Raw genomic sequence first — 24,803 nt, 5'->3', positions numbered from 1 at the left:
GTAAAACACCCGTAACCGATGAATGGCGATATGTTTACCCGATGCCCAGCGATAGCCTACAGACCAGCCAAAACAAACCCGCCTCTAAACGGCTGGCTCGATGCCCAAGTGCTCAAAGGTGCGAAGCGTTGCCTGGCGGCCCTGGGGCGTGCGAATCATCAAGCCGCACTGCAGCAGGTAGGGCTCATAGACATCCTCGAGCGTACCCGGGTCCTCGCCCACCGCGCTGGCAAGGGTCGTCAGGCCCACGGCACGGCCGGAGAACGTCTTGGCAAGCGTCTCCAAGATACGAATGTCCATCCAGTCCAGACCAAGTTCATCAATCTCGAAGAACTCGAGTGCCTGACGGCAGATATCGAGCTCGATGGGGCCGTCGCCGCGCACCTGCGCATAGTCGCGCACACGCTTGAGCAGACGGTTGGCGAGACGCGGCGTACCACGCGAACGCGAGCCGATCTCGAGCGCGCTCGGATGGTCGATCGTCACGCCCAGAATGGTCGCCGAGCGCGTCACGATCTGGGCAAGCTCCTCGACCGTGTAGTAGTCCAGGCGATACGAAATGCCAAAGCGGTCGCGCAGCGGGCCGGTCAGCATACCCGAGCGGGTCGTTGCCGCCACCAGCGTAAACTTGGGGATATCCAGGCGAATCGAACGTGCGGCCGGGCCTTTGCCGATCACGATATCGAGCGCAAAGTCCTCCATCGCGGGATACAGGACTTCCTCGACCGAACGGTTAAGACGATGGATCTCGTCGATAAACAGCACGTCACCCGGCTGCAGGTTGGTAAGGATAGCCGCCAGGTCACCGGTACGCGCAATGGCCGGACCACTCGTCGTCTTGATCTGAGCGCCCAGCTCGTTGGCGATAACCGTAGCCAGCGTGGTCTTGCCTAGACCCGGAGGGCCCGAGAAGATCACGTGGTCGAGCGTCTCGCCACGACTCTGCGCCGCCTCGATGAGCACGCGCAGGCTCTGCTTGATATGCTCCTGACCGCAGTAGTCGTCCAGGCGCTGGGGACGCAGGGTACGGTCGACATCGAGGTCTTCGGGCGTCAACTCCGAGCCCACCATGCGCTCACCGTGCGCCATGGATGCCGCCGGCGAGCTGCCGGGCGTCGCCCACAGGTCCTGAGAGTCATCGGCTTCCCACATCACGCATCCATTCCGAGTCGCTTAAGCGCCGCGCCGAGCAGGTCCTCGACACGCATATCCTGCCCATCATACCCGCTCAGGGCAACCTCGGTCTCTTGCGGACTAAAGCCCATGGAAAGGAGCGCCGCACGGGCGTCATCGATCGCCGAGGGAGCGGCGGCGGGAACCGGCATCGCAACCTGACCGGGAATTACGCCGACCGGAACAAAGCCCTTGTCCTTGGCAAAGGTACTCTTGAGCTCCAGGATGAGGCGCTGGGCGGTCTTTTTGCCCACACCGGGCACCTTAGCCATGCCTTTGTCGTCCTCGGCCATCACCAGAGAATACAGCTGGCCCACGGTATAGGTGGAGAGCACGGCAAGCGCCAGGCGCGGACCGACACCCGACACGGACACGAGCCGATCGAACATCGTGCGCTCGTCCTTGGAAGCAAAGCCAAAGAGCGTCATGGCGTCCTCGCGCACCTGCATACGGGTATAGAGGCGAACCTCACCGCCGGGCGTCGGCAACGTGGCCGCAGTGCTGCCCGAGATGCCGAGCTCAAAGCCAACGCCCGACACATCGACGACAGCAGAGCTCATCGTGGCCTCGACAAGCGTTCCGTGGAGCTGGGAGATCATCAGTATCCGGTTCCTCTCTGTTGATAGAACTCGCCGCCGGTAAGCGCCCGGGTGCGGCTGAGGTTAACGTGGCAGATGGCGCAGGCCAGGGCATCGGCGGCATGGTCGGGATGCGGGTCGTGATCGAGCTGCGTGAGCGTACGAACCATATACGCGACCTGCCGTTTGTCCGCAGCGCCGGTGCCCACAACAGCCTGCTTAATCTGCATAGGCGTATACTCGCCAATCTCGAGCGCGCATTCCGAAAGCGCCACGAGCGCGGCGCCACGGGCATGCGCCGTAGGGATGGCCGAGCGAACGTTGGCGCCAAAGTAAATGCTCTCGATAGCAGCGGTATCGGGTCGATAGCGCTCCACGACACCCTTGAGGTCGCGGGCGATATGCGACAGGCGCACCGCGAGCGGACTGCCTGCGCTGGTCTCGATGCAGCCATAGGCACGGCAGCGAACCTCGCCACGCCGCTCCTCGATAATCCCCCAACCCGTATGAGCCAAACCGGGGTCGATGCCCAAAATAACCAAGCCAACCTCCCCTCGTCTTTTACCAAGCGCAAGGCAAGGCCCCGCGCACTACTCACGAACGTCTGTTCTAGAATAACACAACGGGGTCAAGATGCTTAGTTGAAGTATCGGGGTTGAGAGCGAATCCCATCCCCAGTTTAGTTCTGCGAGAAGAATGGGAACTGTCGGGGATCAACCGGCGGATGCGGCATCGGGCCACCCTGGGGCCCACCCTGCGGGCCACCCTGGCCGCCCATCATCTTATCGATGGCGTCCTGAACCTCGCCCTCGAACTTTTTCATTCCCTCGTGTAAACGACGCTGACCGTCTTCAGAGCGCAACTCCTCCATTTGTTCGGGCGAAATACCCAGTAGCTCGCCCAGCACGCCCATCATCTCGTTTCGCACGCGCTCACTCGTATCCTCGTCAGCAAAACGGCGCACCTCGGCGCGCGCCAGCGAATCGACCGTCATACGCTCCTTGCCGTTAAGCCCCAGGTCGGACCACGCGAGCATGTACGGCCAGGAGCGCTCGGCAAACGAACGGGACGAAACGATCGGCGCCGTCGGCAACATGCGGCGGGCAGCCTCACCCTGTCGAACGAGCATCAGCAGCAGCGAGCAGGCCTCAGGCTTGGCAGCGGCCATCGGGATGTCGTCAAAGGGACGGTTGCGGTCCACGTGCGACTCGAGCGCACCATCGACCTCGCCCGGCTCAAGCCCGCCAAGCAGCTGCGCCGCGCGATCGAGCATATCAACCGGGCCGGCGAGCGTCGCGAGCGCCTGCGACAGCACGCGATCCATGCAATCCTCTACCGCGTTGAGCGTCACGAGCTCTTGGGGCACCACGGCAGACGCGCGGTTGCGCACACGCGCCACAAACTCAAGCGTCGACAGGTACACATCGCCAAAGGGCGCGTAATCGCCCTGGTAGCCGCCGCAAAGCGCCGGCGCCGCCAGCGCGTACTCGGTTTTGGACAGCGGACTCAACGCCATCGCACCCAGCTCGAGCGCCGTATCCTCCAGCATGAGGCCCAGCGTGCGAGAGCGCAGGCGCTCGGCGTCGCCCGCCGACACATCGCGGTCGAGCACGCGCGCGGCATCCGGCGCATCGCGCTCAACCGTGCGAATATGCAGGCGCTCGGCAATGGCGCGAACGGCGGCACAGCGAGCAGCCTCGGCCTCCTCCTGCGCCGGCGTAAAGATGCGGTTGCGCCCCAGCACCAGGCCAATCACATTACGTGGGCCCAGAGCGTCGACGGCCAGCGCCGCCAGCAGGGACGACGGCAAGTCGCCCTCGAGTGCCACCACGGCGCGCGACGCACCGTGGGCCCGGGCGTTGTCGCGCACGGCGAGCACCAGCGCCTGCCACAGCCACTCCTCGGAACGGAACTCGGGCAGTTCGTGATCTTCCAGGGCATCGAGCATCACGCCGCGCTGAATCTCCTGAACCAGCAGGCTCTCCTCAAAACACGGCGCTTGGGCCACCACGCGACCGCAGTCGTCGAGCACAAACGAACCGCCGGTATACACCGACTCGTCATAGGCACCGACCGGCGCCATACAGGCAAACCACACGCTGCGCTTGGATGCGATCTTGCGGTAGGCGCCGCTGCGAACGGCGGCAATGGCGGCAGTCTCGCGGTCGGTCATGTCAAACGCATTGAATTGGAAATACGCAATGAGGTCAACACCGGTCGGCAACATCTCGAGTTCGCGGTCCAAGTCAAAAATCACGGCGATGCGCACGCCGTCCACGTCGAACACCGGCGGCGCCCAACGCGTGTCGTTGTTCTCGCCACGCTGCAGGGCAATGCTCGAACGCGCCGGCACCACATGACCGTCCTTGAGCATCATGTAGTCGAGCAGCGGCTGACCCTCAAACGAAACCGCCGCGGGCACGATGCAGATCATGTCAAGCTCCTGGATGCGCTCGGCGACACCAGTCAAGCCGGCAAGCATGTCGTGCTCAAAGTCGGCAGCGCCCACCAGGCCACCGGGCATGGCGCCCATAAAGAGCGGAGCCGGAACGCACAGCACGCGCGCCCCGCGCTCGTGGGCCAGACGAGCCTGGTCCTCGATGCGGCCGCAAATGCCCTCAATATCACCCAGGCGCATATCGATCTGTGCAAGCGCGAGCTTCATGGCTCAGCCCTTTCCGTCGTAAACCATCGAAATCGTAGTAAAAGCGCCGGCCGCATGATGCAGTCGGCGCTCGCATGTGCATATGCTAGCTATGATACCCCGAGCGGGGGCGCGCTCCTAGAACGTCGCGGACCACAGCCCGTGCAGGTTGCAGTAGGCATAGACGGTACCGGTCTTGGAACCGCCGGCAAAAAACGTCGCGGGCTTCATGCCGGGCTCAAGGTAATGGACCTCTAAGCGGCCCTCGGCCTCAAGGGCGATCCACTCGATATAGTGCTCGGGCAGGCTGGGGTGCTCGACCGAGCCAACGCGTGCGCGAATCACGTGACCGTCGCGCTCGGTCTCGACAACAGGCACGTGCTTCTCGTGCGCCGCGTCCTCAGTGTTTGCGGTCAGTTCCGTGCAACCGGCAGGGGTTGCAACGTCGTTGCCAAGGGCGGCAATGAGCTTACCGTCGGGGTCCTTAAAGAATTTCGCCATGATGTTCTCCTTTGCTGACGTGCCAATGTTCTTGATGGTTCTTATGCCCAAAGGCAGACAAACCATCCACGGCATTGCAAACGAACACATAACGGGCGGGGACGATGGGGCAGCGTGCGCTATCCGCCCTGGCGGCCCCACCCGAGCGGGTTAGCGCCCGTCGCCGCCCAGCAGCGCCAGAACATCTTCGCGGGTAAACAGCGCCGACGAGATGCCGTCGCCGCCGAGCACGCTGTTGACCAGGTCGCGCTTGGACTCCTGCATCTGCATAATGCGCTCCTCGATCGTGTCCTTGGCGATGAGCTTGTACACGGTCACGGTATGTTGCTGGCCAATACGGTGCGCGCGGTCGGTCGCCTGGTCCTGCGCTGCCACGTTCCACCACGGGTCGTAGTGGATGACCACGTCGGCCGCCGTCAGGTTAAGGCCCACGCCGCCCGCCTTGAGCGAAATCAAAAAGACCGGAACCTCGCCCGCTTGGAACTGCGCGACCATCTTGGCGCGGCTCTCCTTAGACGAAGCGCCCGTGAGCTTAAGGAAGGCGATGTCCTCCTTGGCCAAGCGCTTACCGATGATATCGAGCATACCCGTAAACTGGCTGAACAACAGGATGCGATGCCCGCCGTCGAGTGCGCCGTGCACGAGCTCCATACACGTATCGAGCTTGGCGCTCCCCGCCTTGTAATCCTCGTAGTGTAGACGCGGGTCGCAGCAGATCTGGCGCAGCTTGGTGAGCTCGGCGAGCACCTTGAGCTTGTCTTTCTTAAACTCCCCAGCCTCGCGGTGCTGCACCTGCTGGGCGATGCGGTCCTGGTTGGCCAGGTAGAGCTTGCGTTGCTCGCCGGTAAGCTGTGCCATGACGGTGTCTTCGATCTTCTCGGGCAGGTCGGCCACCACGTCTTCCTTAACACGGCGCAGCACAAACGGCGACACGAGCGCCTGCAGGCGAGCGGCGCTATCGCCCTCGGCATGCTCGACGGGGCTCTCAAAGCGCTTGGCAAACGACTCGCGTGTCCCCAAAAGGCCCGGCATCAAAAAGTCGAAGATGCTCCAGAGCTCGGACAGGCGGTTTTCGATGGGCGTGCCCGTCAGGGCAAAGCGCACGCCGGCAGGCAGGCGCTTGGCAGCGCGCGCCACCTGCGTGAGCGGATTTTTAATGTACTGTGCCTCATCGAGCACCACGCGGGCAAAATCCTGCTCGACGTACTCGTCGATATCGCGCCGCATAAGGTCATACGACGTCACGACCACGCTATGCTCGGCCACGCCGGCGATCTGCACGCGGCGTTGAGCCTTGGCGCCCACAATGGCGCACACATCGAGCGACGGGGCAAAGCGCTCCAGCTCGGCAGTCCAGTTGTACACGAGTGAGGCCGGGCATACCACGAGCGTGGGCTTGGTGTCCCCCGCCTCCACGCGCGCCAGAATATGCGCAATCATCTGGAGCGTTTTGCCCAGGCCCATGTCGTCGGCCAAGATGCCGCCAAGGCCCAGGTGTTCGAGCGAGCCGAGCCACTGGTATCCGTCGACCTGGTAGCCGCGCATCGTTGCCTTGAGCGATGCCGGCACCGTAAAGTCCATCTTGCCGAGCGTGTCCAGGCGCTCGACGGTACGGCGGAACGCAGCGTCGCGATCGGCCTCGAGCGCCGGCGTGCGTGCGAGCATGCTGTCGACGAACAGGGTGCTCGACGCGGGAAGCGACACGCCGTCGAGCAGGTCGACGGCATCGACACCCAGGTCCTCGGCAAGGCCAAACGCGGCGCGCGCCCCCTCGTCCAGGCGAATGATGTCGCCGGACGTAAGGCGCGCAAACGTTTGATGGCGCTTGTACGAATCGAGATAGACGGCAAGGTCCGCGGCCGAAAGCCCGCTCGCGCCCAGCTCGACATCGAGCAGATTGCTCTTAACGGTCGCACGAACCGAGAGCTTGGGCGCGGGGCGGACCGAGATCTGGCGCAGACGGTCGCTGAGCATGACCTCACCCAGTTCGGACAGGGCGGACAGGCCCTCGGTCAGCAGGCAGAACAAGCTCTCATCATCGCGCTCCTCAAACGCCAGACCGCCCTCGTAGAAATCGAAGTACAGGGCCGCCGTATCCATAACGCGAAACTCCGCCACCTCGTCGCGGGGCGGCACGCCGGAGCGCTGCTCTTCAAAGGGACTGCCCGGAGCGCCCAGGCTAAAGAGATCCGCCGACCAGTCGCCGTAGGTAACCGTAATCTTGCAGGTCACGAGCCCATCGTCGACGCCGATTGCCATGGCAAAGCTCGGCTCGGGCGCCACGGTATCGAGCGCGGCGGGCGCGGTGAGGTCGGTATAGTCGCGCAAAATGGGCAGCGCCATACGGCAGAACTCACCCACCTGCTCGGCGGCAATATGGGCGGGCGTGCGGCACGGCAGCAAGCGCGACAAAAAAGGTGCGGCATGCTGAGCAAATGCAGCGTCGGTACGGCGCGCGCGGCGCGTGTCAACCAAGTAGGCGGCATCGCCCGACGCAAAGCAGTACATATCGGCGGGCAGGCGCAGGTCATAGCCACCACCAGCCGCCGGCGCGATTTTGGCGGCAAGAAGTGGTGGGCGCTTAGCGGACGCCTCGTCCTCCCCTTGCGGAGACGGCTCAACCGCCACGTCGTAGGTGCGACGCGTCGTCGTCCCCCGCGACCAGGCGGGCTCAAAGGAGATGGTCTGGCCGCGCAGCAGGTCCAGCACATATACGATGCTATGCTCGGACAGCGGCAACTGACGCTCGGCAACAAAACCGCTGCGGGCAAAGTCGTACGACGCCGAACGCGAGCTTGTGATGTCATCGAGATAGGCAACTGTCGTCACAACAAGGTTGAGCAGCTTTGCCGATGTTTCGTCAAAGGCCTCAGGTGAATGGACAAACGTGAGCTTCTTGCCATAGGAGAACGTGCCGCCGCGCACGTAGGCATCGGCCATGCCGTCGATGTCCTTGACCACGTAGGAGACCGATCCACAGCGAATGCGGAACTCGAGCGCCCAGCTAAAGCGGTCAGCGAACAGCGGATTGTAGTACGGCACCAACGAGGGCTCCAACGCCGCTTTGGGGGCGTCGGGATCAACGGCACCGGCAAGTTTGCGGCGCATGCTCGCCAGCTCATCCATGCGCGCGTCCGAAAGATCGGAAAGCGCCGCCACAAGGCTCGGGCTCGTGGGGACGGGCGCCGGGAAGGGAAAGTTGGGGTTGACGGCCGGCGCGGCGGACGCGGCACGCGCGGGCTGTTTCGGCTGCGCCGTAAACGTGCGAACCGGCGTGCGCAGCCCCTCAACAGGCTCAATGCCGCTGGTGTCCAGGTACGCCAGCGCTGTGGCGATGGCGTGCTTGCACATACCGGGATAGCGGTATGCGGCGGGGCAGTCGCAGTCGTAGTCGACCACCTCGTGCTCGTCCATATCGAGCGCCACGTGCGTCTTGTACAGGTCGCCGCGCGAGCCGCGCACCGAGCCCTCAACCGTCACGTTTTTGGAGAAGCGCGAGCCGCTGTCCTCAATCGACAGCACGGCGCCGTTGAGCATGAGCGAGCGGCCCTTCATAAAGGTGCCGCTCAACGCCGCCTCTTTGCGAAGCGCCTGCACAAACGTCCCCTGCGCCATCACTTCCTCCAATCTCACCCGGGGTAGCTTAGATCACCGTCACGCGACCCTGGTTACCCACAATGGCCTTGGCCTCGGCCAGCAGCGGAATCGAGCGCGCGTTGACCTTGGCCGGCACCTCGGCACGTAGCACGCGCCCGTCCACCTGCTCGATAAAGATCTCCACGCGATCGCCGCCCGGGTTGGCGGTAAGCACCGTGGCAAGACGCGCCATATTGCCCTGGCTAAAGCGGCTGTTGGGCACCATGACCTCAAACACCTTGGGCTTGTTGTTCTCCTCGTTAAGCTCGAGCGGCACGATCTCCTGCGCGATGATCTGGTCGCCGCGGTCCGAGCGCTCGAGCTTGCCCTTAATGCGCACAAAGGCATCGGACAGCTGCGCGCCGGTCTCGGGATCGACCTCGCCGTACAGGTACCCCTCGGCCTCTTTATAGGTCTTGGGGAACACGACGACGGTGGCCTCGCCTTCCATGTCCTCGAGCTGCACGATGCCCATGGGGTCACCGTTTTTGGTCACGCGCTTGGACACGCTCGAGACCATACCGGCCCACCACAGCGCCTTGCCCTCGGGAATCTCCTGGTTGATGGTGCCGCCCGTAGGATTCTGAACCTCGTAGCCGGTGTCGATCTGCGAGAACGAGAAGTCGCGCGCCTTGGCTAGTGCATACTCAAACGGGCGCAGCGGGTGGTCCGAGACATAGATGCCCAGAACTTCCTTCTCCTGGCTCAGCTTAAGGTGGCGGTCCCATTCCTGGCCATCCGGATCGGGCACGCTCACCTCAAAGCCCGAGCCCTCAACGTCGCCAAACATGTCGAAGAACGACGTCTGGCCGCTCGCGCGATCCTTCTGGCGCTTCACCGCGGCATCGATGATGTTCTCGGGGTTGTTCTTATCCACAAAGTGCATCATCTGGCGACGCGGATACCCCGTGGAGTCGAAGGCGCCTGCCTTGATGAGCGATTCGATCACGCGGCGGTTGGCCTGGCTCGAGTCCACGCGCTCGACAAAGTCGTGCAGCGTCTTAAACGGGCCGCCCGCCTCGCGCTCGGCGATAATCGCCTGCGCCACGCCGGTGCCCACGCCGCGGATGCCGGCCAGACCAAAGCGCACGCCCTCCTTGGTAGCCGTGAACTCGGTACCGGACTCGTTGACATCTGGCGACAGCACGGGGATGCCGTCGTGACGGCATGCCGAGACGTAGTGCACGATCTTGTCGGTCTTGCCCGTATAGGACGTCAGAACGGCCGCCATGTACTCGTGCGGATAGTGCGCCTTGAGCCACGCCGTCTGCATAACCAGAATGGCATAGCCGGCGGAGTGCGACTTGTTGAAGGCGTAGGACGCGAACTCGAGAACATCGTCCCAAATCTTCTGGGCGACCTCGCGCGTGTAGTTATTTTTGATAGCGCCGTTCATCCAGTGGTCGTAGGTGGTCTCGTCCGAGCCATCCTCCCAGTGAAGCACCGTCGACGTGAGCAGCTTGATCTTTTTCTTAGCCACGGGCTTACGGATACGCGAGTCCGATTCGCCCTTGGAGAAGCCGCACATCTCGACGGAGATGAGCATAACCTGCTCCTGGTAGACCATGGTGCCGTAGGTTTCGCCCAGGATGTCGTCCAGGCGGTCGTCGTAGGAGACCGCCGGCTCCTTGCCGTTCATACGGTTGATGTAAGACGAGACCATGCCGGCGCCCAGCGGGCCCGGGCGGTACAGAGCGATCAATGCCACGACGTGCTTGTACTCGGTGGGCTTCATGTTCTTGATCGTGGCCGTCATGCCGGCGGACTCGACCTGGAAGACGCCGGCGGTGTGGCCGGAACCCATGAGCTTAAAGATCTCGGGGTCGTCAAAGGGAATCTCTTCCTCTTTGATGTCGATGCCGAAGTTCTTTTTGATGTTTGCCTTGGCCTTGGAGATAACAGTCAGCGTGCGCAGGCCCAAGAAGTCCATCTTGAGCAGGCCCATGTCGGCAACGGTATGGCCCTCGTACTGGGTAATCTCGACGCCGCCCTTGGTGTCGAGCTTGGTGGGCACGTGCTCGTTGACGGGGTCGCGGCAGATCAGAACGGCGCACGCGTGCACGCCCTCGCCACGGGTGAGGCCCTCGATTGAGAGCGCCGTGTCGATGATGCGGCGGGCGTCGTCGTCCTTTTTATATGCCTCGGCAAAATCGGGGTTAAACAGGTCCTCTTTGCCGGGTTGCTTTTCGAGCACCTGCTTGAGCTTGACCTTGGGGTCGCTCGAGACCATCTTGGACAGACGCTGGCCCATGTAGACCGGGTAGTCCAGGACGCGAGCGGCGTCGTTGATGGCCTGCTTGGCCTTAATGGTCGAGTAGGTGATGACGTGGGTGACCTTCTCGGGGCCGTAGAGCTGGCGAACGTGCTCCACGACCTCGAGGCGCCGCTCATCGTCGAAGTCCATATCGATATCGGGCATCTCGGTACGCTGCGGGGACAGGAACCTCTCGAACATCAGGCCGTTCTCGAGCGGATCGAACGCGGTGATGTTCATGGCGTAGGCGACGATAGCGCCGGCAGCCGAGCCACGGCCGGGGCCGACGCCGATGCCGTTGTCTTTGGCCCATTGCACGTACTCGGCAACAATCAAAAAGTAGGCGGCAAAGCCCTTGTCGCAGATGACTTTGTATTCGTACTCAAAGCGCTCTTTGATGTTGACGCCACCGATCTCGCGCGTGGCCCAGTCGTCACCGTAGTGCTGGCGCAGGCCCTTCTCGCACTCGCGGCGGAACTGACTCTCGTGCGTCTCGCCGGGGTCGAGCAACGGGAAGCGCGGCAGGATGATGGAGTCCCAGTCCAGCTCGACGTAGCACTTGTCGGCGATCTCGAGCGTGTTGTCGCAGGCCTCGGGGCAATGCGGGAACATCGCCCGCATCTCCTCCTCGGTCTTCATGTAAAACTCCGAGCCAGTCATGCGCATGCGGTTGGGGTCGTCGACCTTGGCGTTCATGCCGATGCACATGATGACGTCCTGCACGGGAGCGTCCTCGCGGCGCAGGTAGTGGAAGTCGTTGGTGGCGATGACCTTGACGCCTACCTGCTTGGCGATGTCGATGAGCGTGCGGTCCATCTGCTCATCGGTCAGGCCGTTGTCGGTGGTGATGCCGTGTTCCTGGATCTCGATATAAAAGTCGCCGGGTTCGAAGGTATCGCGGAAGGTCTCGGCCCACTTGATGGCGCCCTCCATGTCACCGCGGTCGATGTATTTGGGAATGATGCCCGCGATGCAGGCGCTCGTGCAGATCATGCCCTTGGCATGGCGGCGCAGGTTGTCGAGCGTCACGCGGGGCTTGTAGTAAAAGCCCTGCACGGCGGCCTCGGAAACCGTCTGCATCAGGTTGACGTAGCCCTCCTGGTCCTTGGCCAGGAGGATCATGTGGTAGAGCTCGGGCTTATGGTCGCGGGCAAGGGTCTCGTCCGGCGTAAAGTAGACCTCGCAGCCAAAGATGGGCTTGATGACCAGGGGCGGCTTGAGCTCGTCGATATTGCCCTTCTCGTCCCACATAGCCATGTCCTTAACGTACTGGGCATGCTCGCGCGGGTTTTCCTCGGGGTCGGGCTCCACCAGCTCGTCGCGGCGGTCCTTTTCCAAGAAGGCCTTGTCGTGGCTCCAGGTTTTGTACTCGGGCGTGTTGTGGTTAACGGCGTCGCAGGCCAGCGCCAAGTCGGGCACGCCATACATGTAGCCGTGATCGGTAATGGCCACGGCAGGCATGCCAAGCTCAACGGCACGGTTGACCATATCCTGGATACGGGTTGCGCCGTCGAGCATGGAGAAAACAGTGTGATTGTGCAGATGGACGAATGCCATGTGATGAGCTCCGATGCGGGTTCGTGTTCTGACTGAACGATTTTACCGCACGGCGCGGACGGCACCCGAACCTAGCCAAACCCACACGGCTCCTCACGCAGTTGCGGTGAAATGCGGACTGTTTGGCGGCTTTTTTGGCCAAAACAGTCCGTATTCCACCGCAAGTTATTGAGGGCTAGAGGCTGTAGGTGACCACCTGAGGCTCGCACGGGTTGGCGGGGTCGACTTGCTCCACGCGGACGAACTTGACGGTCACGGCCTCAAAGCCCGCCTTGTGCAGAACATCAGCGTAAACGCGCGCCTGCAGGGCGTGCTTCTCCTGCAGCTGTTCCGGCGTCTCGTCCGGTGTGCCGCCCGTCTTGTAGTCGATGACCAGCGCGCGTGACGAATCCGCCGGGTTCGTCGCCAAAGCATCGATGGCGCCCTCGGCATATGCACCGTAGCGAGCGATGTCCTCGTCCTCGCAGCCCAGCGAAAAGAACGGCACCTCGGCGCGAACGCACGGCCAGGCAAGCAGCTCGGCACGGACCGCCGACTTGAGCCAGCGATCCAGGGCAACGTCGAAGCGTTCGCGCTGTTCCGGCGTCAGGCGCCACAGGCGAGCCAGGGCGTCGGCACGCTCGGCGGGCAGCGCATCGGCACCCATCTCGATCAGCCACTGGCAGGCGGCGTGGAAGGCCGAGCCCAGCGCCATGGGATTGCCGGCGGGCTCGACAGCGGCCACGTCTGCATCCGCCATCTCGGAACCATCAGACTCCGCATCATCGCCAGCCTCGTCCATGGGCACATGCGCCTCGGTGGCACGGTCCTCGGACTCGGCATGCAGCGCCGCGGCAATTGACGAGTAGCTGTACGAATCGCGCACCGGATACGGGCAGATGCCCATGCGTACGCCCACCGCTTGGGGATGCACGAGCTCGAACGCATCGGGTTCGGGGTCGGCAGGACCGGGGACGATTGTACTGGCCGAATCGTCGGCAGTATCTGTATCGACATCGCCGCGAACAAGCCTGCCCTCGGCATCCAGTGAAGCGTTGGCCTCAAACGCCTGCTCGCCAAAGGAAAAGTCCGCGAGCGAAATGAGCTCGTAGTCGCCCGGCTGGGAGTTGTCGAACACCAGGCGGTCGGCATCGAGCTGCGGCATGTCCAGAGCGTCGGTAGGCAGAATACGACGCAGCACGTCATAGGTCAGATCGGTCTCGACGTCGAAGGTCGGCGCGCACAGCTTGCCGCGGCTCACGCCGGCATCCATCGCCAAGATCACCAGCTCTCGCGCACGCGTCATGGCAACATAGAGCAAGCGGGCCCGCTCCTCGAGCGAAAGCTGCAGGTCGTCGTCGCGCAGGCGGGCAAATGCCTCGGCGGGAGAGCCCGTCGCACAGACGTCCTCCATGAGCTCTGGCGGCAGCCACAACGACGTGCCCTTGCCCTTAAACGCATGCTCAAACTGCTTTTTGACGTCGTCGCCCTTCACAAAGGTTCCGTCGGCGAGCTTAACGCCGTCGAAGCGTGCCGGCAGCGCCACGATCTGCGCTCCGCCCTCGACGCGACCCATCTGTGCCGCACCCGAGGACTTACGCACGCCAAAACACTCGGCAACCGCTACGACCGGATACTCCAGACCCTTGGACGCATGCACCGTCATGATGCGTACCGCGCCGTCGCCCTCCTCGTTGAGCGCGCCCGGGGCCTCCTTGCCCGCCAAGAAGCGGTCGAAGGCGAGCGCAATGGAGCGCGGCGAGTTGCCGAGCTCGGCCTCTGCCTCGGCCACGGCGTCGAGCGCCTTGAGCACGTTGGCGGCAATGGCCTTGCCCTCGGGACCACGCTGTGCCAGACGTACAAACCAGCCGGAGGCGTTGACCACGTCGCGCGCGATGGCGGCGAACGAATCGCGGCCCACGCGACGGAGCGCATACCGCAGCACCTCGCGGGCGCGCGTCACGAGCGGCAAGTCTTGCAAACCCGGCACATCGGAATCGCTCATGATGCCCACGTCGATGTTGCGGCGCGAGGTTTCCCCCGTCTGGTCGTCCAGCTTGGTCGCCAGCGCCAGGAACTCCTGAGCGCCGAGCGCAAACATCGGCGAGGCCAGCAGCGGCATAAGACCCTGCGCCGTATCGGCCGGGTTAGCAAGCGCGCACACCAGGGCACGCACCGTCTGCACCTCGGCTGCCTGGGCAAAGACCGAGCCGCCTGCGATCACGCAGTCGAGCCCCTGGTCGCGGAAGGCCTGCGCATAGACATCGGCGTTGGTCATGCGGCCCAGCAGCAGGACCATGCTGCCCTGGGGCTGGCCCGCTTTAACGAGTGCTTGGAATCGCTCCGCAATCGCACGAGCTTTCGCCTGCGTTCGCTCCTGCGTACTGCCACCGGCAACGAAAATCGCCTGGCGGCGCGATGCCTTCGCCTTGAGCTTGTCCTCGCGTTCGTCGCTCGGTTCAAGATCCAAGAACCCCTGCATCAAACCACCGGTGTCGCCGTCAAAGACGCGCGCCACATAGCGCAGCACCTCGTCGTGGCTGCGGAAGTTGCGTACAAGCTTGACGAGCTCGCCGGCGGGGGCATCGGACGTGGCGACCGTCTCGGACGCCGTCGTCGAACCCACCTTGCGCTCCTGGCGACGGAATACCTCGACCTCGGCACCACGGAAGCGGTAGATCGACTGCTGCGCATCGCCTACGGTGCACAGTGCGCGCTCCCCCGCGCCCGTCAGGTGACGGATCAAATCGACCTGCATCTGGTCGGTATCCTGGAACTCATCGATCATGACCATCTTAAAGCGACCCTCATAGGCCGCTCGGATGGCGGGATAATCGCGCAGCGCCTCGTACGCCATGCGCAGCAGGTCGTTGTTATCAAGCGCGGACTGGTCAGCCTTGAGCGCGCGGTATTCCGCCTCCACAGCACGAGCAAGCCCCGCCAGCGCATCGAGCGCGGGACCACCGCAGGCCAGCACGATATTGATAAACGCATCGGCAGCCTCGGCCTTGAGTAGCTCCACCTGCTCCTTAGAAAACGCCTTGCTCGCCCGAGGCATGCTGCACGACATCATGAGTCGCGCCGCATCCTCCATGGTTTTGCCGCTCGCCTCAAACGCGTCGATGGCATCGAGTGCCACCTGCGCTTTCTCGGTCGCGGCCTTGCTTGCGCCCAGCGCCGCACGATAGGCATCGGCGAGTGCCGAGGTATCGGCCTGGCCGCGCGCCACGCACACGTCGTCCATACCGCCCGGCAGCTGGCTCGAGAGCTCCAGCAGCTCACGCACCAGCCCTTTAATGGTGGTACCGGCGCCAAACGGCCCACCCTCGCCCGCCATGGGATACCAAGCGTAGAGGGCCTTAAGCGAAGCGGCGAGCTCGGGGGCGGCATCGGGCGCCGTCGCGCGGGCCAGCACATGCTCAACAGCCTGGTCCATAAGCTCGTCGGTATCGGTGAGCACCGTGAACTCGGGATCGATGCCCAGCTCCAACGCATGTGCGCGCAGGATACGCGAGCACATGCCGTGAATGGTCGAGATCCACGCATCGTCGACGGTCAGGGCTTCCTCGTCCATGCCCTCGTCGATGAGCGTGCGGCGCACACGGTCACGGATCTCGGCCGCGGCGTCTTTGGTAAAGGTAATGGCGAGCACCTGGTCCAGATGCTCAACGAACGGACCGGATTCGGGCGAGAGCGCGTAGACGATGCGGCGCGTGAGGGTAAAGGTCTTGCCCGAACCGGCACCCGCCGAGACAAACAGCGGACGGTCGAGCGTTTTGACGATCTGCAGCTGTTGCGGCATCAAAGTCGAAAGATCCATGGTCTACACGTCCCTTCTTACAAACGTTCCTTCGTGGTTATACGAGCAGCGCGCATGCGCGGCCTGAGCCGACGTCGGGTCGACGGCGGCAACGTCGCCTGCCTCGAGTTCGTGCAGGCGCTCGGCGATGCCGGCCTCCACGCGATCGAGCAGGGCGTCGAAGTCCATGCTGCCACCCTCGCCGGGAAAGCCCTTCTTAAGCCCCGGGATGCGGCCGTCGCCGCGCTCTTCCTCGAGCAGCTCGGCACTCGCGGCGCCGCGCAGCGCCGGTTTGCCGCCCTTGGTCGAAAAATAGAGCGCCGCACGGGCATCCAGATCCAGCGCCCGGCGCATGGCCTGCGCATAGATAAGCGTCTGGGTATGGGGCGGCAGCCACCGCGGGTCGTCGATGGCGGCCTCGCCCGATTCCTCGTCGCGCACCGTGGGGTCGGCGAGTTTAAACTCCTCAACGCCCGTGCGATGCTTGTAGTCGATTACCACGGCGCGATTCTCGGCATCCACATCCACGCGGTCGATGCGCCCGCCGAGCGGCCAGCCGGCATACTCGACCTGGAGCTCGTTGAACGCAAACTCCAGGTAGCGCGGCGCGAAGGGCGCGAGCGCCTCGGACTCGTAGGCAAGAACGCCCTCCAGCTGCGGCAAAATCTCGGCCACCTGGCGCTCCTCCACCGGGGAGAGCGGCACGAGCGGGCCCTCGGTACCGCGCTTGCCCGCATGCTCGGCCAAGGTCTCGTCAAAGACCTCGCGCAGCAGCTCCTTCGCGCGTGGCAGATTCATGGGTGTCACGCGCTCCATGCCCTCCTGGGGCAGACGGGCATGCAAGTGTTCCAGCACGTCGTGGACAAAGTTGCCCTTCTCCATATTGCCAAAGCCAGCGTCGATCGACTGGGGCTTCACGCGGTACGAGACGAACCAGCATAGCGGGCAGGTCGAATAGGCCTCGATCTGCGAGGCAGACGTCAGGCGCGGCACCAGCGGCGCATCCTCGCCCTCGCCATCGCGACGACGCAGGACCAAATACGGAATGGCTTCATCGCTCAGGTGCTGAGGAGCTTCGCAGGTCACGCGCTCGCGCCTAAGACCTTCGCCTGCCGCGGGATCGAAGTCCCTTACGATATCGCCCTCACCCACACACTTCGCCTTGTCGGCGCCAACGGCCTTAGCGTCGTCAGCGGCCTTGTCGGCGTCAGCGGCCTTGTCGGCGTCAGCGGCCTTAGCATCGTTAGCGGCCTCGGCATGCGCCCGCAACTCGGTCCACACGGCCGCCGGATAGCACTCGCGCGCCTGACGATCGTGGGTCACACGGGCGAGCGTAACCGGACCACGCGACGCTTGTATCGCGCGGCCAAAGCGTGCGCGCAGCAAGGCCGCAGGCTCAAGCGTCACGCCCTCGCGACCGAGGCTCGCCGTCAGCGTTGCCAGCGGGCCCTCCTCATGTGAGAGCGGATAACTGTCCAGGTCGACGTCGGCAAACAGCACGGCATCGTAGCTATCGGGGCGCAGGGCCGCCGCATCGGCAAGCGAAGTAAAGCGAACCTGGGCACGTGGCGCACGGTCAACCTCGTAGGTCTCGTAATCGTAGGCGGTGCTACGCTTGTCCACCTTGGTGCGAATGCCATCGAGCACGGGCACGGTCGCGGCCTGCGACACGTCGAGCGCGCGAGCATCGTTCATAAGGATGTCGATCGCGTGGCGCAGCAGGGCCACCTCCGCCTGGCGACGGGCCTGGCCGTCGAGACCACCAAGCGCGCGATCGGGCAGTGCCTCGGCAACGGCAAGCATGGCCTTGAGCGCCGTCACGGGCTTGTCACGCCACAGCGCCTGGAACACGTCCGAGACCACGCACGGCACGTTCTTAAACCAGTTCTCGTCGCTCGCCGCCTTGCGCGCGCCCCTCACCTGGCCTTGGACGCTCTGCAGCAGGCTCTTAACGCCCGCGGTAGTCTTGCTGCGCGAGAGACGCATATTCTTATCGAAGGTACGGGCATTGACGGCATCAGCGCCCGAAAGCGGACTGTAAATCCAGTCGGTAAGCTCCGGCGCGGGCCACCACTCAGTCTTAGAAGCTGCCCCTTCGTCGGCGGCCTTCATACGCTCGATCAGGTTGGCGAGCGCCGTGAACTGCCTGCCCGCAATGGATTGAGAAAACGCCGTGAACTCAACTGTCTCGGCAGCGATATGACGGGCCGCCAGACGAGAGGCGAGCTCACCGAACAGCTGGGGTGCCCGGGCAGAAACAACGAGCACGCGCACGGGGTCAGCGGGCGTTGCAGTAGCTTTATCGTCCTTGGACTCCTTGTGCGTTTTCACCAACGTATCGATGGCGTCCGCATAAGCATGGGCACGGGCATGGGGGCCGGCGACCTCAATAAAGGCAGGCTGAGCGGCGGTCCCGCAAGCGGCATCAGACGCGACGGCGTCCTCCCTCAGCGGCGCGGCCTCGAACAGCACACCGCGGGCATCAAATGCCGCGGCAAGCTCCTCGCGCATCGCCGCCTGCTCGCAGGCAAGCAGTACGACGACCTCCCCCCCATTGTTCGCCACGGCAGACAGCAGCTCGAGCAGGCCGTGCGTAATCGACGTGATACCGCGCACGCATACGGCGCGGGTGCACGCCGGCAGGTTATCGGCCAGGGCATCGGCCATAATGTCAGCCGCCTCGCAGGGCTCGACCATATCTCGACGGTCCAAACCACCCGCGTAGGCACGCAAAAGCTCGAACACACGAGCCTCGGCATCGCTTTTTGGCTCAGGCTGGCAATTGTTGCCACGGCATCGCTCGGCCGTCGTCCCCGCAACGCCCGGCAACACGTCGCGGGCCATGCGCGCAAGCATGCGCACTGTGCCCTGGCTGCGCGAAAGCGGCTGCAGGTCGGCATCGTCGAGACGCGTGACCATGTCCGAGAACAGCATCTGACGCTGCAGGTTGTCGACGAAACCGCGCCCGTCGCCCAAAAGCTCCCAAAGCGAGCGAAGCCACGATGTAGGCGTTTTGTAGTCAATACCCAGCGAAATCCCGGCTTCCGCCGCATCATGGCGACACAGGTCGAGCTCGGCAAACGTTGACGCCAGAAGCACGGCACGTCCATGGCGGGCAATAAGGTCGGCAAGCAACGCCGACTCGGCATCGCTCAAATCCGTGCCGGCATTGGTGGTATAGATTCGAACAGGCATGGTCCTCCGCTCAAACTGTTCGCAATAATCAATGTATCCATCCTACCCGCCCACGCGGACAGATTTGCCCCACGCCAACAGATTTGATCCCTTGGGGACGGAGGAAAACGGATCACCGAAGGGGTCAGTCTAACCCGGTGATCCGTTTTCCTCCGTCCTTAAGGGATCAAAAAACCGCCCCCGGAGGAGCGGTTTTGCACAATTCGTTTTTGGCGCGGCCTACTCGCCATCCTCCAGCTTAATGAGGATTTTGCGGTAGCCACCGTACTCGCCGTTGAGCGCCTTGGACACACGGCTCACCGTGGTGGACGAAGCGCCGGTACGCGCCTGAACCTCAACATAGGGCTCGCCCTCGTCCAGATAACGCGCGACCTGCAGACGCTGCGATAGATCGCAAATCTCGCGCGGCGTGCAGATATCGGTCAAAAACGCTTGGATATCTTTCTCGTCGTCCAAAAGGCTAAATGCGTGGACCAGCTGCTTGACATCAGGCTTGTCAAACATGTTCTCGATATTCATCGATCACCGCCAAACCCGCCAAAAGGCATCGAAGTTGATACTGACATCGGGCATCGTTCGCCCGTTCTATGCAATAGGGCAACGCCTGTGGCTTTTGCCCGTAGCAGTTTAGCACACCACCAAACTAAAGCGACAAAACTCTCTGCCAGCGGCGCGTTTTCTAGGACGAACGCCGTTTTGAAACCGAATGCGCACGCAAGCTCCACGAATATCTGAGACAATGGGCGCCCAAACAGAGCCGTGCCCGAGCATCTGTCCGAGTTGCAAAGGCATGTGCCTCTCACGCTCCCTCACCACGCCATGCGCAAGAAAGGATTCACACCATGCGCTTTATGCTCAACTGGCTTTTGACCTCAATCGCCATCGCGATCGCAACGTTTCTCGTCCCCGGCATTCAGCCCTTCGGCATGGCCGACGCCTGGGTCTGCTTTGCCTTCGTGGGACTGTTCCTCAACATCGTCGACTCGCTCGTTAAGCCGTTCCTGACGGTCATCTCGCTGCCACTCACTATTATCACGCTTGGTATTTTTCAGCTTGTGGTCAACAGCTTTATGCTCGAGCTGGCCAGCTACCTGTCGGTCAATCTGCTGGGCGCGGGTATCTCCATCGCCAGCTTTGGATCGGCGTTTATGGGCAGCATCCTGGTATCCATCATGCGCAGCATTCTCGACAGCATCGCCAGGAACTAAAGCGACCGGATACGGGCCGCCACAACACGCCAAAACGAAGGCCGTCCATCGCAACGATGGGCGGCCTTGTCATTTGCCAAGCCTCAGAGGACAAGAAAATCTACCATTTCTGCCCCGTCCCCCAATAGCAGGTGGGGCTAGATGACGTAGTCGTAGCCCTCGTTGGGGGCAACGAGCGTATCGAGTGTCACGCCGTCGAGGTAGTCGTTGATGAGCTTGTCCAGGTTCTTCCAAACATCGAGTGTAGGACACTCATCAGATCGCGAGCAACCTTTGCAGTCGCCGTCCAGGCATGCGACCGGTGCTAGGCTACCCTCGGTCAGGCGCAGGATCTCGCCCACCGTGTACTGCTCGGGCGGGCGCGTGAGCACGTAGCCGCCGCCCTTGCCGCGCATGCCCGAGAGCATATTGGCGCGCACGAGCGTAGCCAAAATGTTCTCCAAATATTTCTCCGAAATCCCCTGACGCGCGGCGATCTCTTTGAGGGGAATGCGGCCTGCCGCCTGATGCTCGGCCAAGTCGACCATAACGCGCAGGGCATATCTGCCCTTTGTGGAAACCAACATATATATTGCTGCCTTTCGGTCTTTTAATTCGTAGAAATTCTAGCCGAAAAATTGGTTTTGAAAATACCTATTCCCGTCAAGATGGTTAATCGACTCGTAATAATCTTCTATTTCCTATTGCATTACTAGGCTTTAGTGCCTACTATGCTTGCCAACAGCAAAACGAACAACCCATAAGGTTTGTGGGTTTCGTTGCTACACACACCGTAAAACCACACGGTATCCAGTCATTTGAACACTTTGGAGGTTCACCATGAGCAATGTGTACACATCCATTGATCAGCTTATCGGCCACACTCCGCTTCTGGAGCTCACCCACTTTGAGGCCGATGAGGACCTCAAGGCCCGCGTGCTCGTCAAGCTGGAATACTTCAACCCCGCCGGATCCGTTAAAGACCGCGTCGCCAAGAACATGATTGACGAGGCCGAGAAGGCAGGCAAGCTCGTGCGTGGCGGCGACTACACCATCATCGAGCCCACGAGCGGCAACACCGGCGTCGGCATCGCCTCGGTGGCGGCCGCCCGCGGCTACAAGGTGATCATCACCATGCCCGAGACCATGTCCGTCGAGCGCCGCAAGCTGATGCAGGCATACGGTGCGCAGCTCGTGCTCACCGACGGCTCCAAAGGCATGAAGGGCGCTATCGCCAAGGCCGAAGAGTTGCAGAAGGAGACCCCCAACAGCATCATCGCCGGCCAGTTTGTGAACCCCGCGAACCCGGCCATTCACAAGGCCACGACCGGCCCCGAGATCTGGGACGACACCGACGGCAAGGTCGACATCTTCGTCGCCGGCGTCGGCACCGGCGGCACCGTGACCGGCGTGGGCGAGTTCCTCAAGGAGCAAAACCCCGAGATTCAGGTCGTCGCCGTCGAGCCCGCCACCTCCCCGGTGCTCTCTAAGGGCCAGGCCGGCCCGCACAAGATCCAGGGTATCGGTGCCGGCTTTGTGCCCGACGTCCTCGACACCCAGGTCTACGACGAGATCATCCCCGTCGAGAACGACGACGCCTTTGCCACCGGCCGCGCCGTGGGCCACAAGGAGGGCGTGCTCGTGGGCATTTCGTCCGGCGCCGCCGTGTGGGCCGCACTGCAGCTGGCCAAGCGCCCCGAGAACGAGGGCAAGACCATCGTGGCGCTGCTCGCCGACACCGGCGAGCGCTACCTGTCCACGGCACTCTTCCAGGACTAGAGCTCTCGTTCTTAGAACGAGTCCAAGGCACGCCGGTCTCCCCTCTCTTCTGGCAGCCTGAGCTCATCCCAACAGGGTGTCCCACAGGACGCCCGAACTTGCTACAATGTCTGCGGCGCGGAACCAGCCTCCCGCGCCGCTTTTCTTTTTTGGCCACATGCCACCAAGGAGAACCTCCCCATGCACAACAAGCGCGTGCTCGTCGCCATGAGCGGCGGCGTCGATTCCAGCGTGACCGCGTATCTGCTCAAAAGTCAGGGTTACGAATGTGTCGGTGCCACCATGCGCCTCACCTGCCCCGCGCCCGATCCCACCACGGGCATGAGTAAGGTCGACCGCGACATCGCCGATGCAAAGGCCGTCGCCGAGCGCCTGGGGATACCCCATCACGTGCTCGACTTGCAGCAAACCTTCGACCGCAACGTTGTCGAGCGTTTTATGAACGCCTACCAGGAGGGGCTGACGCCCAATCCGTGCATCATCTGCAACCGCCATATTAAGTTTGGCGCGTTGCTGGATGCGGCGCTGGATATGGGCTGCGACTACATCGCCACAGGCCACTATGCCAAAACGAGCCAGGCGCCCGACGGCACCTGGCAGCTGCATCGCGGCGAGGACCCCAAAAAGGACCAGAGTTACTTTTTGTATTCGCTCACGCAGGAGCGCCTGGCGCACACGATCTTTCCGCTGGCAGGCCTAGACAAAGAGCGCGACGTGCGCCGCATAGCCGCCGAGCAGGGCTTTACCAACGCCCAGAAGGCCGAAAGCGAGGACATCTGCTTTATTCCAGACGGTGACTACGCGGGCTATATCGAGCGCCGTTGCGAACATCCCGCTGCACCGGGCGACATTGTGTGGCGCGACGGCAGCGTGGTCGGGCGCCACAACGGCGCGCTGCGCTACACCATCGGCCAGCGCAAGGGCCTGGGCGTCGCGATGGCGCATCCCGTGTACGTAACGGGTGTCGACGCCGTCAACAACACCGTACATCTGGGCGAGGCAGAGGACCTGACGGCCACGGCGCTCACGGCCAACGACTGGATCTGGAGCGCCCCTGCCGACCGCATGGAGGCCGAGCTGGATGCCGGCGGCATCCGCGTGGGCGCCAAGTACCGCTACCGTCAAAAGGACCAGGCAGCAACCCTTACACGTGGCGAAGACGGGCAAATGCTGCTAACTTTTGACGAGCCACAGCGAGCCATCGCCCCCGGCCAGGCAGTCGTCGTCTACCGCGGCGACATCGTCCTGGGCGGCGGCACCGTTACGTCAGCCATCAAATAACAGCTCCCCGCCACCGCAAGTTATAGAGGACGCCCCGGCTGGCATCGCTGCAACAACCGGGGCGGCAGGCTCGATGAGCATTGTCGATGCGTCTAGCGCTGAACGTAGGCACGAACCAGCTCGTAGGTATTGCGCACGCCGTCGATGTGGCTGCGCTCGTAGTTGTGGCTCGCGTACACGCCGGGGCCGATCAGACCATGGCGAATGTCGTAGCCGGCCGAGAGCGTGGCCTCGACGTCCGAGCCGTAATGCGGGTACACGTCGATGGCGTAATCGAGCTCGAGCTCGCGCGCGATGTTGGACAGCGTGGTTACCAGGTCGTAGTTGTAGGGGCCACCCGAATCCTTAGCGCAAATCGAAACCATGCGCTCGGTGCAGCCCAGGTCGTCACCCACGCAGCCCATGTCCACGCTGATCATCTCGCGCGTGTCAGCCGGCACAAAGGCACCGCCGTGGCCGACCTCCTCGTACACCGTAAAGAGCAGCGAAACCTTGCGCGAAAGGGTCACCTCGCCGTCAGCAACGGCGCGGGCCAGACCCAGTAGAATCGACGCCGACAGTTTGTCATCCAGGAAGCGACTCTTAATGTAGCCGCTCTCCGTCACCGTGGTACGCGGATCCATAGCGATGATATCGCCCGTCTGAATACCCAGCTCAAGCACGTCGTCCTTACTGTCGACATTCTCGTCGAGCAAGATCTCCATGTTCTTCTCGATGGTTTTGACCGGCTCATCGGCCACATGCGCCGAAGGCTCGGTATTGAGGACCACACCCGTGTAGTTATTGCCATCGCGCGTATAAACGGTGCAGTTCTCGCCATCGGCCGTAGACCACTGATGCCCGCCGAGCGTCGTGGGACGCAGGCGACCATTGTCCTTGATGGAGCGCACCATAGCGCCCAGGGTATCGACATGGCTCGCCAGGACAAGCGGCTCGCCCTCACCACCAAGCTCAACCAACACGTTGCCCTTATTGGAGCGCTCGGGGCCAAAGCCCATATCGCGCAACGTTTCCATTAGATAGTCAGTAGCCGCACGGGTATAGCCCGTAGGCGAGGCAATAGAAGTCAGCGTCTTAAGCTGGTCAGTAATAAAACCAAGCGTAGAATCCATTTGGGACACCATCCACAACTCCAAAGTCAACATCCCGTAATCAGTAAAAGCCCCAACAACGATACCATCACGCACAAATATTTACCCAGCGAGATGACCCATCGAGCTCTTCCGAACAGCGCCCGCCA

The 24,803-nt window shown here is 62.7% G+C and carries 15 protein-coding genes; 3 read left to right on the top strand and 12 right to left on the bottom strand.

Features of this window, described 5'->3' with window-relative positions; translation table 11 throughout:
* Window positions 1-84 precede the first annotated feature (84 nt).
* From ruvB to DXB53_RS07530, 10 genes are all read right to left on the bottom strand, one after another.
* Window positions 85-1,152: a Holliday junction branch migration DNA helicase RuvB gene (gene ruvB / locus DXB53_RS07575; RefSeq protein WP_117583974.1), complete on the bottom strand. Its 1,068-nt coding sequence runs from the start codon at window positions 1,150-1,152 to the stop codon at window positions 85-87.
* Complete coding sequence (gene ruvA, locus DXB53_RS07570; RefSeq protein ID WP_117583973.1) at window positions 1,152-1,772, bottom strand: Holliday junction branch migration protein RuvA; 621 nt, start codon at window positions 1,770-1,772, stop codon at window positions 1,152-1,154. The genes ruvB and ruvA overlap by 1 nt, the downstream gene beginning before the upstream one ends.
* Window positions 1,772-2,293 (bottom strand): crossover junction endodeoxyribonuclease RuvC, encoded by a 522-nt coding sequence (gene ruvC / locus DXB53_RS07565; protein WP_035137351.1) that lies wholly within the window; start codon window positions 2,291-2,293, stop codon window positions 1,772-1,774. Before ruvC ends, ruvA begins: the two co-directional genes overlap by 1 nt.
* Window positions 2,294-2,430: 137 nt before the next feature.
* A complete protein-coding gene (locus DXB53_RS07560) occupies window positions 2,431-4,416 on the bottom strand; it encodes a hypothetical protein (RefSeq protein WP_117583972.1) in 1,986 nt (661 codons plus the stop codon).
* 117 nt (window positions 4,417-4,533) lie between these two features.
* Window positions 4,534-4,896, bottom strand: coding sequence for a desulfoferrodoxin family protein (locus DXB53_RS07555; protein ID WP_089572163.1), 363 nt, complete (start codon window positions 4,894-4,896; stop codon window positions 4,534-4,536).
* 150 nt (window positions 4,897-5,046) lie between these two features.
* Window positions 5,047-8,511 carry an SNF2-related protein gene (locus DXB53_RS07550; RefSeq protein WP_117583971.1) on the bottom strand — a complete coding sequence of 1,155 codons (3,465 nt, stop codon included), beginning with the start codon at window positions 8,509-8,511 and terminating at the stop codon, window positions 5,047-5,049.
* A gap of 28 nt (window positions 8,512-8,539) precedes the next feature.
* On the bottom strand, window positions 8,540-12,343 hold the full coding sequence (gene dnaE, locus DXB53_RS07545; RefSeq protein WP_117583970.1) for a DNA polymerase III subunit alpha: 3,804 nt from the start codon (window positions 12,341-12,343) through the stop codon (window positions 8,540-8,542).
* Between the two features lie 175 nt (window positions 12,344-12,518).
* Window positions 12,519-16,142, bottom strand: a complete 3,624-nt coding sequence (locus DXB53_RS07540) for a UvrD-helicase domain-containing protein (RefSeq protein ID WP_117583969.1) — start codon at window positions 16,140-16,142, stop codon at window positions 12,519-12,521.
* Between the two features lie 3 nt (window positions 16,143-16,145).
* Window positions 16,146-19,316: a PD-(D/E)XK nuclease family protein gene (locus DXB53_RS07535; protein ID WP_117583968.1), complete on the bottom strand. Its 3,171-nt coding sequence runs from the start codon at window positions 19,314-19,316 to the stop codon at window positions 16,146-16,148.
* 219 nt (window positions 19,317-19,535) lie between these two features.
* The gene (locus tag DXB53_RS07530; protein WP_022094855.1) at window positions 19,536-19,835 is read right to left on the bottom strand and encodes a YerC/YecD family TrpR-related protein; all 300 of its coding nucleotides are present in this window, start codon (window positions 19,833-19,835) and stop codon (window positions 19,536-19,538) included.
* 323 nt (window positions 19,836-20,158) lie between these two features.
* Between DXB53_RS07530 and DXB53_RS07525 the strand changes: the two genes are divergently transcribed.
* Complete coding sequence (locus tag DXB53_RS07525; protein ID WP_117583967.1) at window positions 20,159-20,524, top strand: phage holin family protein; 366 nt, start codon at window positions 20,159-20,161, stop codon at window positions 20,522-20,524.
* A 137-nt stretch (window positions 20,525-20,661) separates the two neighbouring features.
* Here the strand turns inward: DXB53_RS07525 and DXB53_RS07520 are convergent, their stop codons facing one another.
* Window positions 20,662-21,090: an Rrf2 family transcriptional regulator gene (locus tag DXB53_RS07520; RefSeq protein WP_117583966.1), complete on the bottom strand. Its 429-nt coding sequence runs from the start codon at window positions 21,088-21,090 to the stop codon at window positions 20,662-20,664.
* 253 nt (window positions 21,091-21,343) lie between these two features.
* Between DXB53_RS07520 and cysK the strand changes: the two genes are divergently transcribed.
* Window positions 21,344-22,282: a cysteine synthase A gene (cysK, locus tag DXB53_RS07515; protein ID WP_055250951.1), complete on the top strand. Its 939-nt coding sequence runs from the start codon at window positions 21,344-21,346 to the stop codon at window positions 22,280-22,282.
* 57 nt (window positions 22,283-22,339) lie between these two features.
* Window positions 22,340-23,563: a tRNA 2-thiouridine(34) synthase MnmA gene (mnmA, locus tag DXB53_RS07510; RefSeq protein ID WP_255413309.1), complete on the top strand. Its 1,224-nt coding sequence runs from the start codon at window positions 22,340-22,342 to the stop codon at window positions 23,561-23,563.
* A gap of 92 nt (window positions 23,564-23,655) precedes the next feature.
* Here mnmA and DXB53_RS07505 read toward each other — a convergent pair whose 3' ends face one another.
* A complete protein-coding gene (locus DXB53_RS07505) occupies window positions 23,656-24,675 on the bottom strand; it encodes a M42 family metallopeptidase (protein ID WP_117583964.1) in 1,020 nt (339 codons plus the stop codon).
* Window positions 24,676-24,803 lie beyond the last annotated feature (128 nt).

The sequence above is a fragment of the Collinsella sp. OM04-5 genome (assembly GCF_003439125.1).
In the GTDB taxonomy this organism is placed as follows: Bacteria; Actinomycetota; Coriobacteriia; order Coriobacteriales; family Coriobacteriaceae; genus Collinsella.
Note: the sequence above shows the minus strand (reverse complement) of the source record. Positions and strands in the feature narration are given on the sequence as shown.

Excerpts from the sequence above, each read along its gene's own strand:
- DXB53_RS07520 (WP_117583966.1), bottom strand. The coding sequence starts at position 21,090 with ATGTTGGTTTCCACAAAGGGCAGATATGCCCTGCGCGTTATGGTCGAC.
- DXB53_RS07530 (WP_022094855.1), bottom strand. The coding sequence starts at position 19,835 with ATGAATATCGAGAACATGTTTGACAAGCCTGATGTCAAGCAGCTGGTC.
- DXB53_RS07525 (WP_117583967.1), top strand. The coding sequence starts at position 20,159 with ATGCGCTTTATGCTCAACTGGCTTTTGACCTCAATCGCCATCGCGATC.
- DXB53_RS07560 (WP_117583972.1), bottom strand. The coding sequence starts at position 4,416 with ATGAAGCTCGCGCTTGCACAGATCGATATGCGCCTGGGTGATATTGAG.
- ruvB (WP_117583974.1), bottom strand. The coding sequence starts at position 1,152 with ATGTGGGAAGCCGATGACTCTCAGGACCTGTGGGCGACGCCCGGCAGC.
- cysK (WP_055250951.1), top strand. The coding sequence starts at position 21,344 with ATGAGCAATGTGTACACATCCATTGATCAGCTTATCGGCCACACTCCG.
- DXB53_RS07535 (WP_117583968.1), bottom strand. The coding sequence starts at position 19,316 with ATGCCTGTTCGAATCTATACCACCAATGCCGGCACGGATTTGAGCGAT.
- DXB53_RS07540 (WP_117583969.1), bottom strand. The coding sequence starts at position 16,142 with ATGGATCTTTCGACTTTGATGCCGCAACAGCTGCAGATCGTCAAAACG.
- dnaE (WP_117583970.1), bottom strand. The coding sequence starts at position 12,343 with ATGGCATTCGTCCATCTGCACAATCACACTGTTTTCTCCATGCTCGAC.
- DXB53_RS07505 (WP_117583964.1), bottom strand. The coding sequence starts at position 24,675 with ATGGATTCTACGCTTGGTTTTATTACTGACCAGCTTAAGACGCTGACT.
- ruvA (WP_117583973.1), bottom strand. The coding sequence starts at position 1,772 with ATGATCTCCCAGCTCCACGGAACGCTTGTCGAGGCCACGATGAGCTCT.
- DXB53_RS07550 (WP_117583971.1), bottom strand. The coding sequence starts at position 8,511 with ATGGCGCAGGGGACGTTTGTGCAGGCGCTTCGCAAAGAGGCGGCGTTG.
- DXB53_RS07555 (WP_089572163.1), bottom strand. The coding sequence starts at position 4,896 with ATGGCGAAATTCTTTAAGGACCCCGACGGTAAGCTCATTGCCGCCCTT.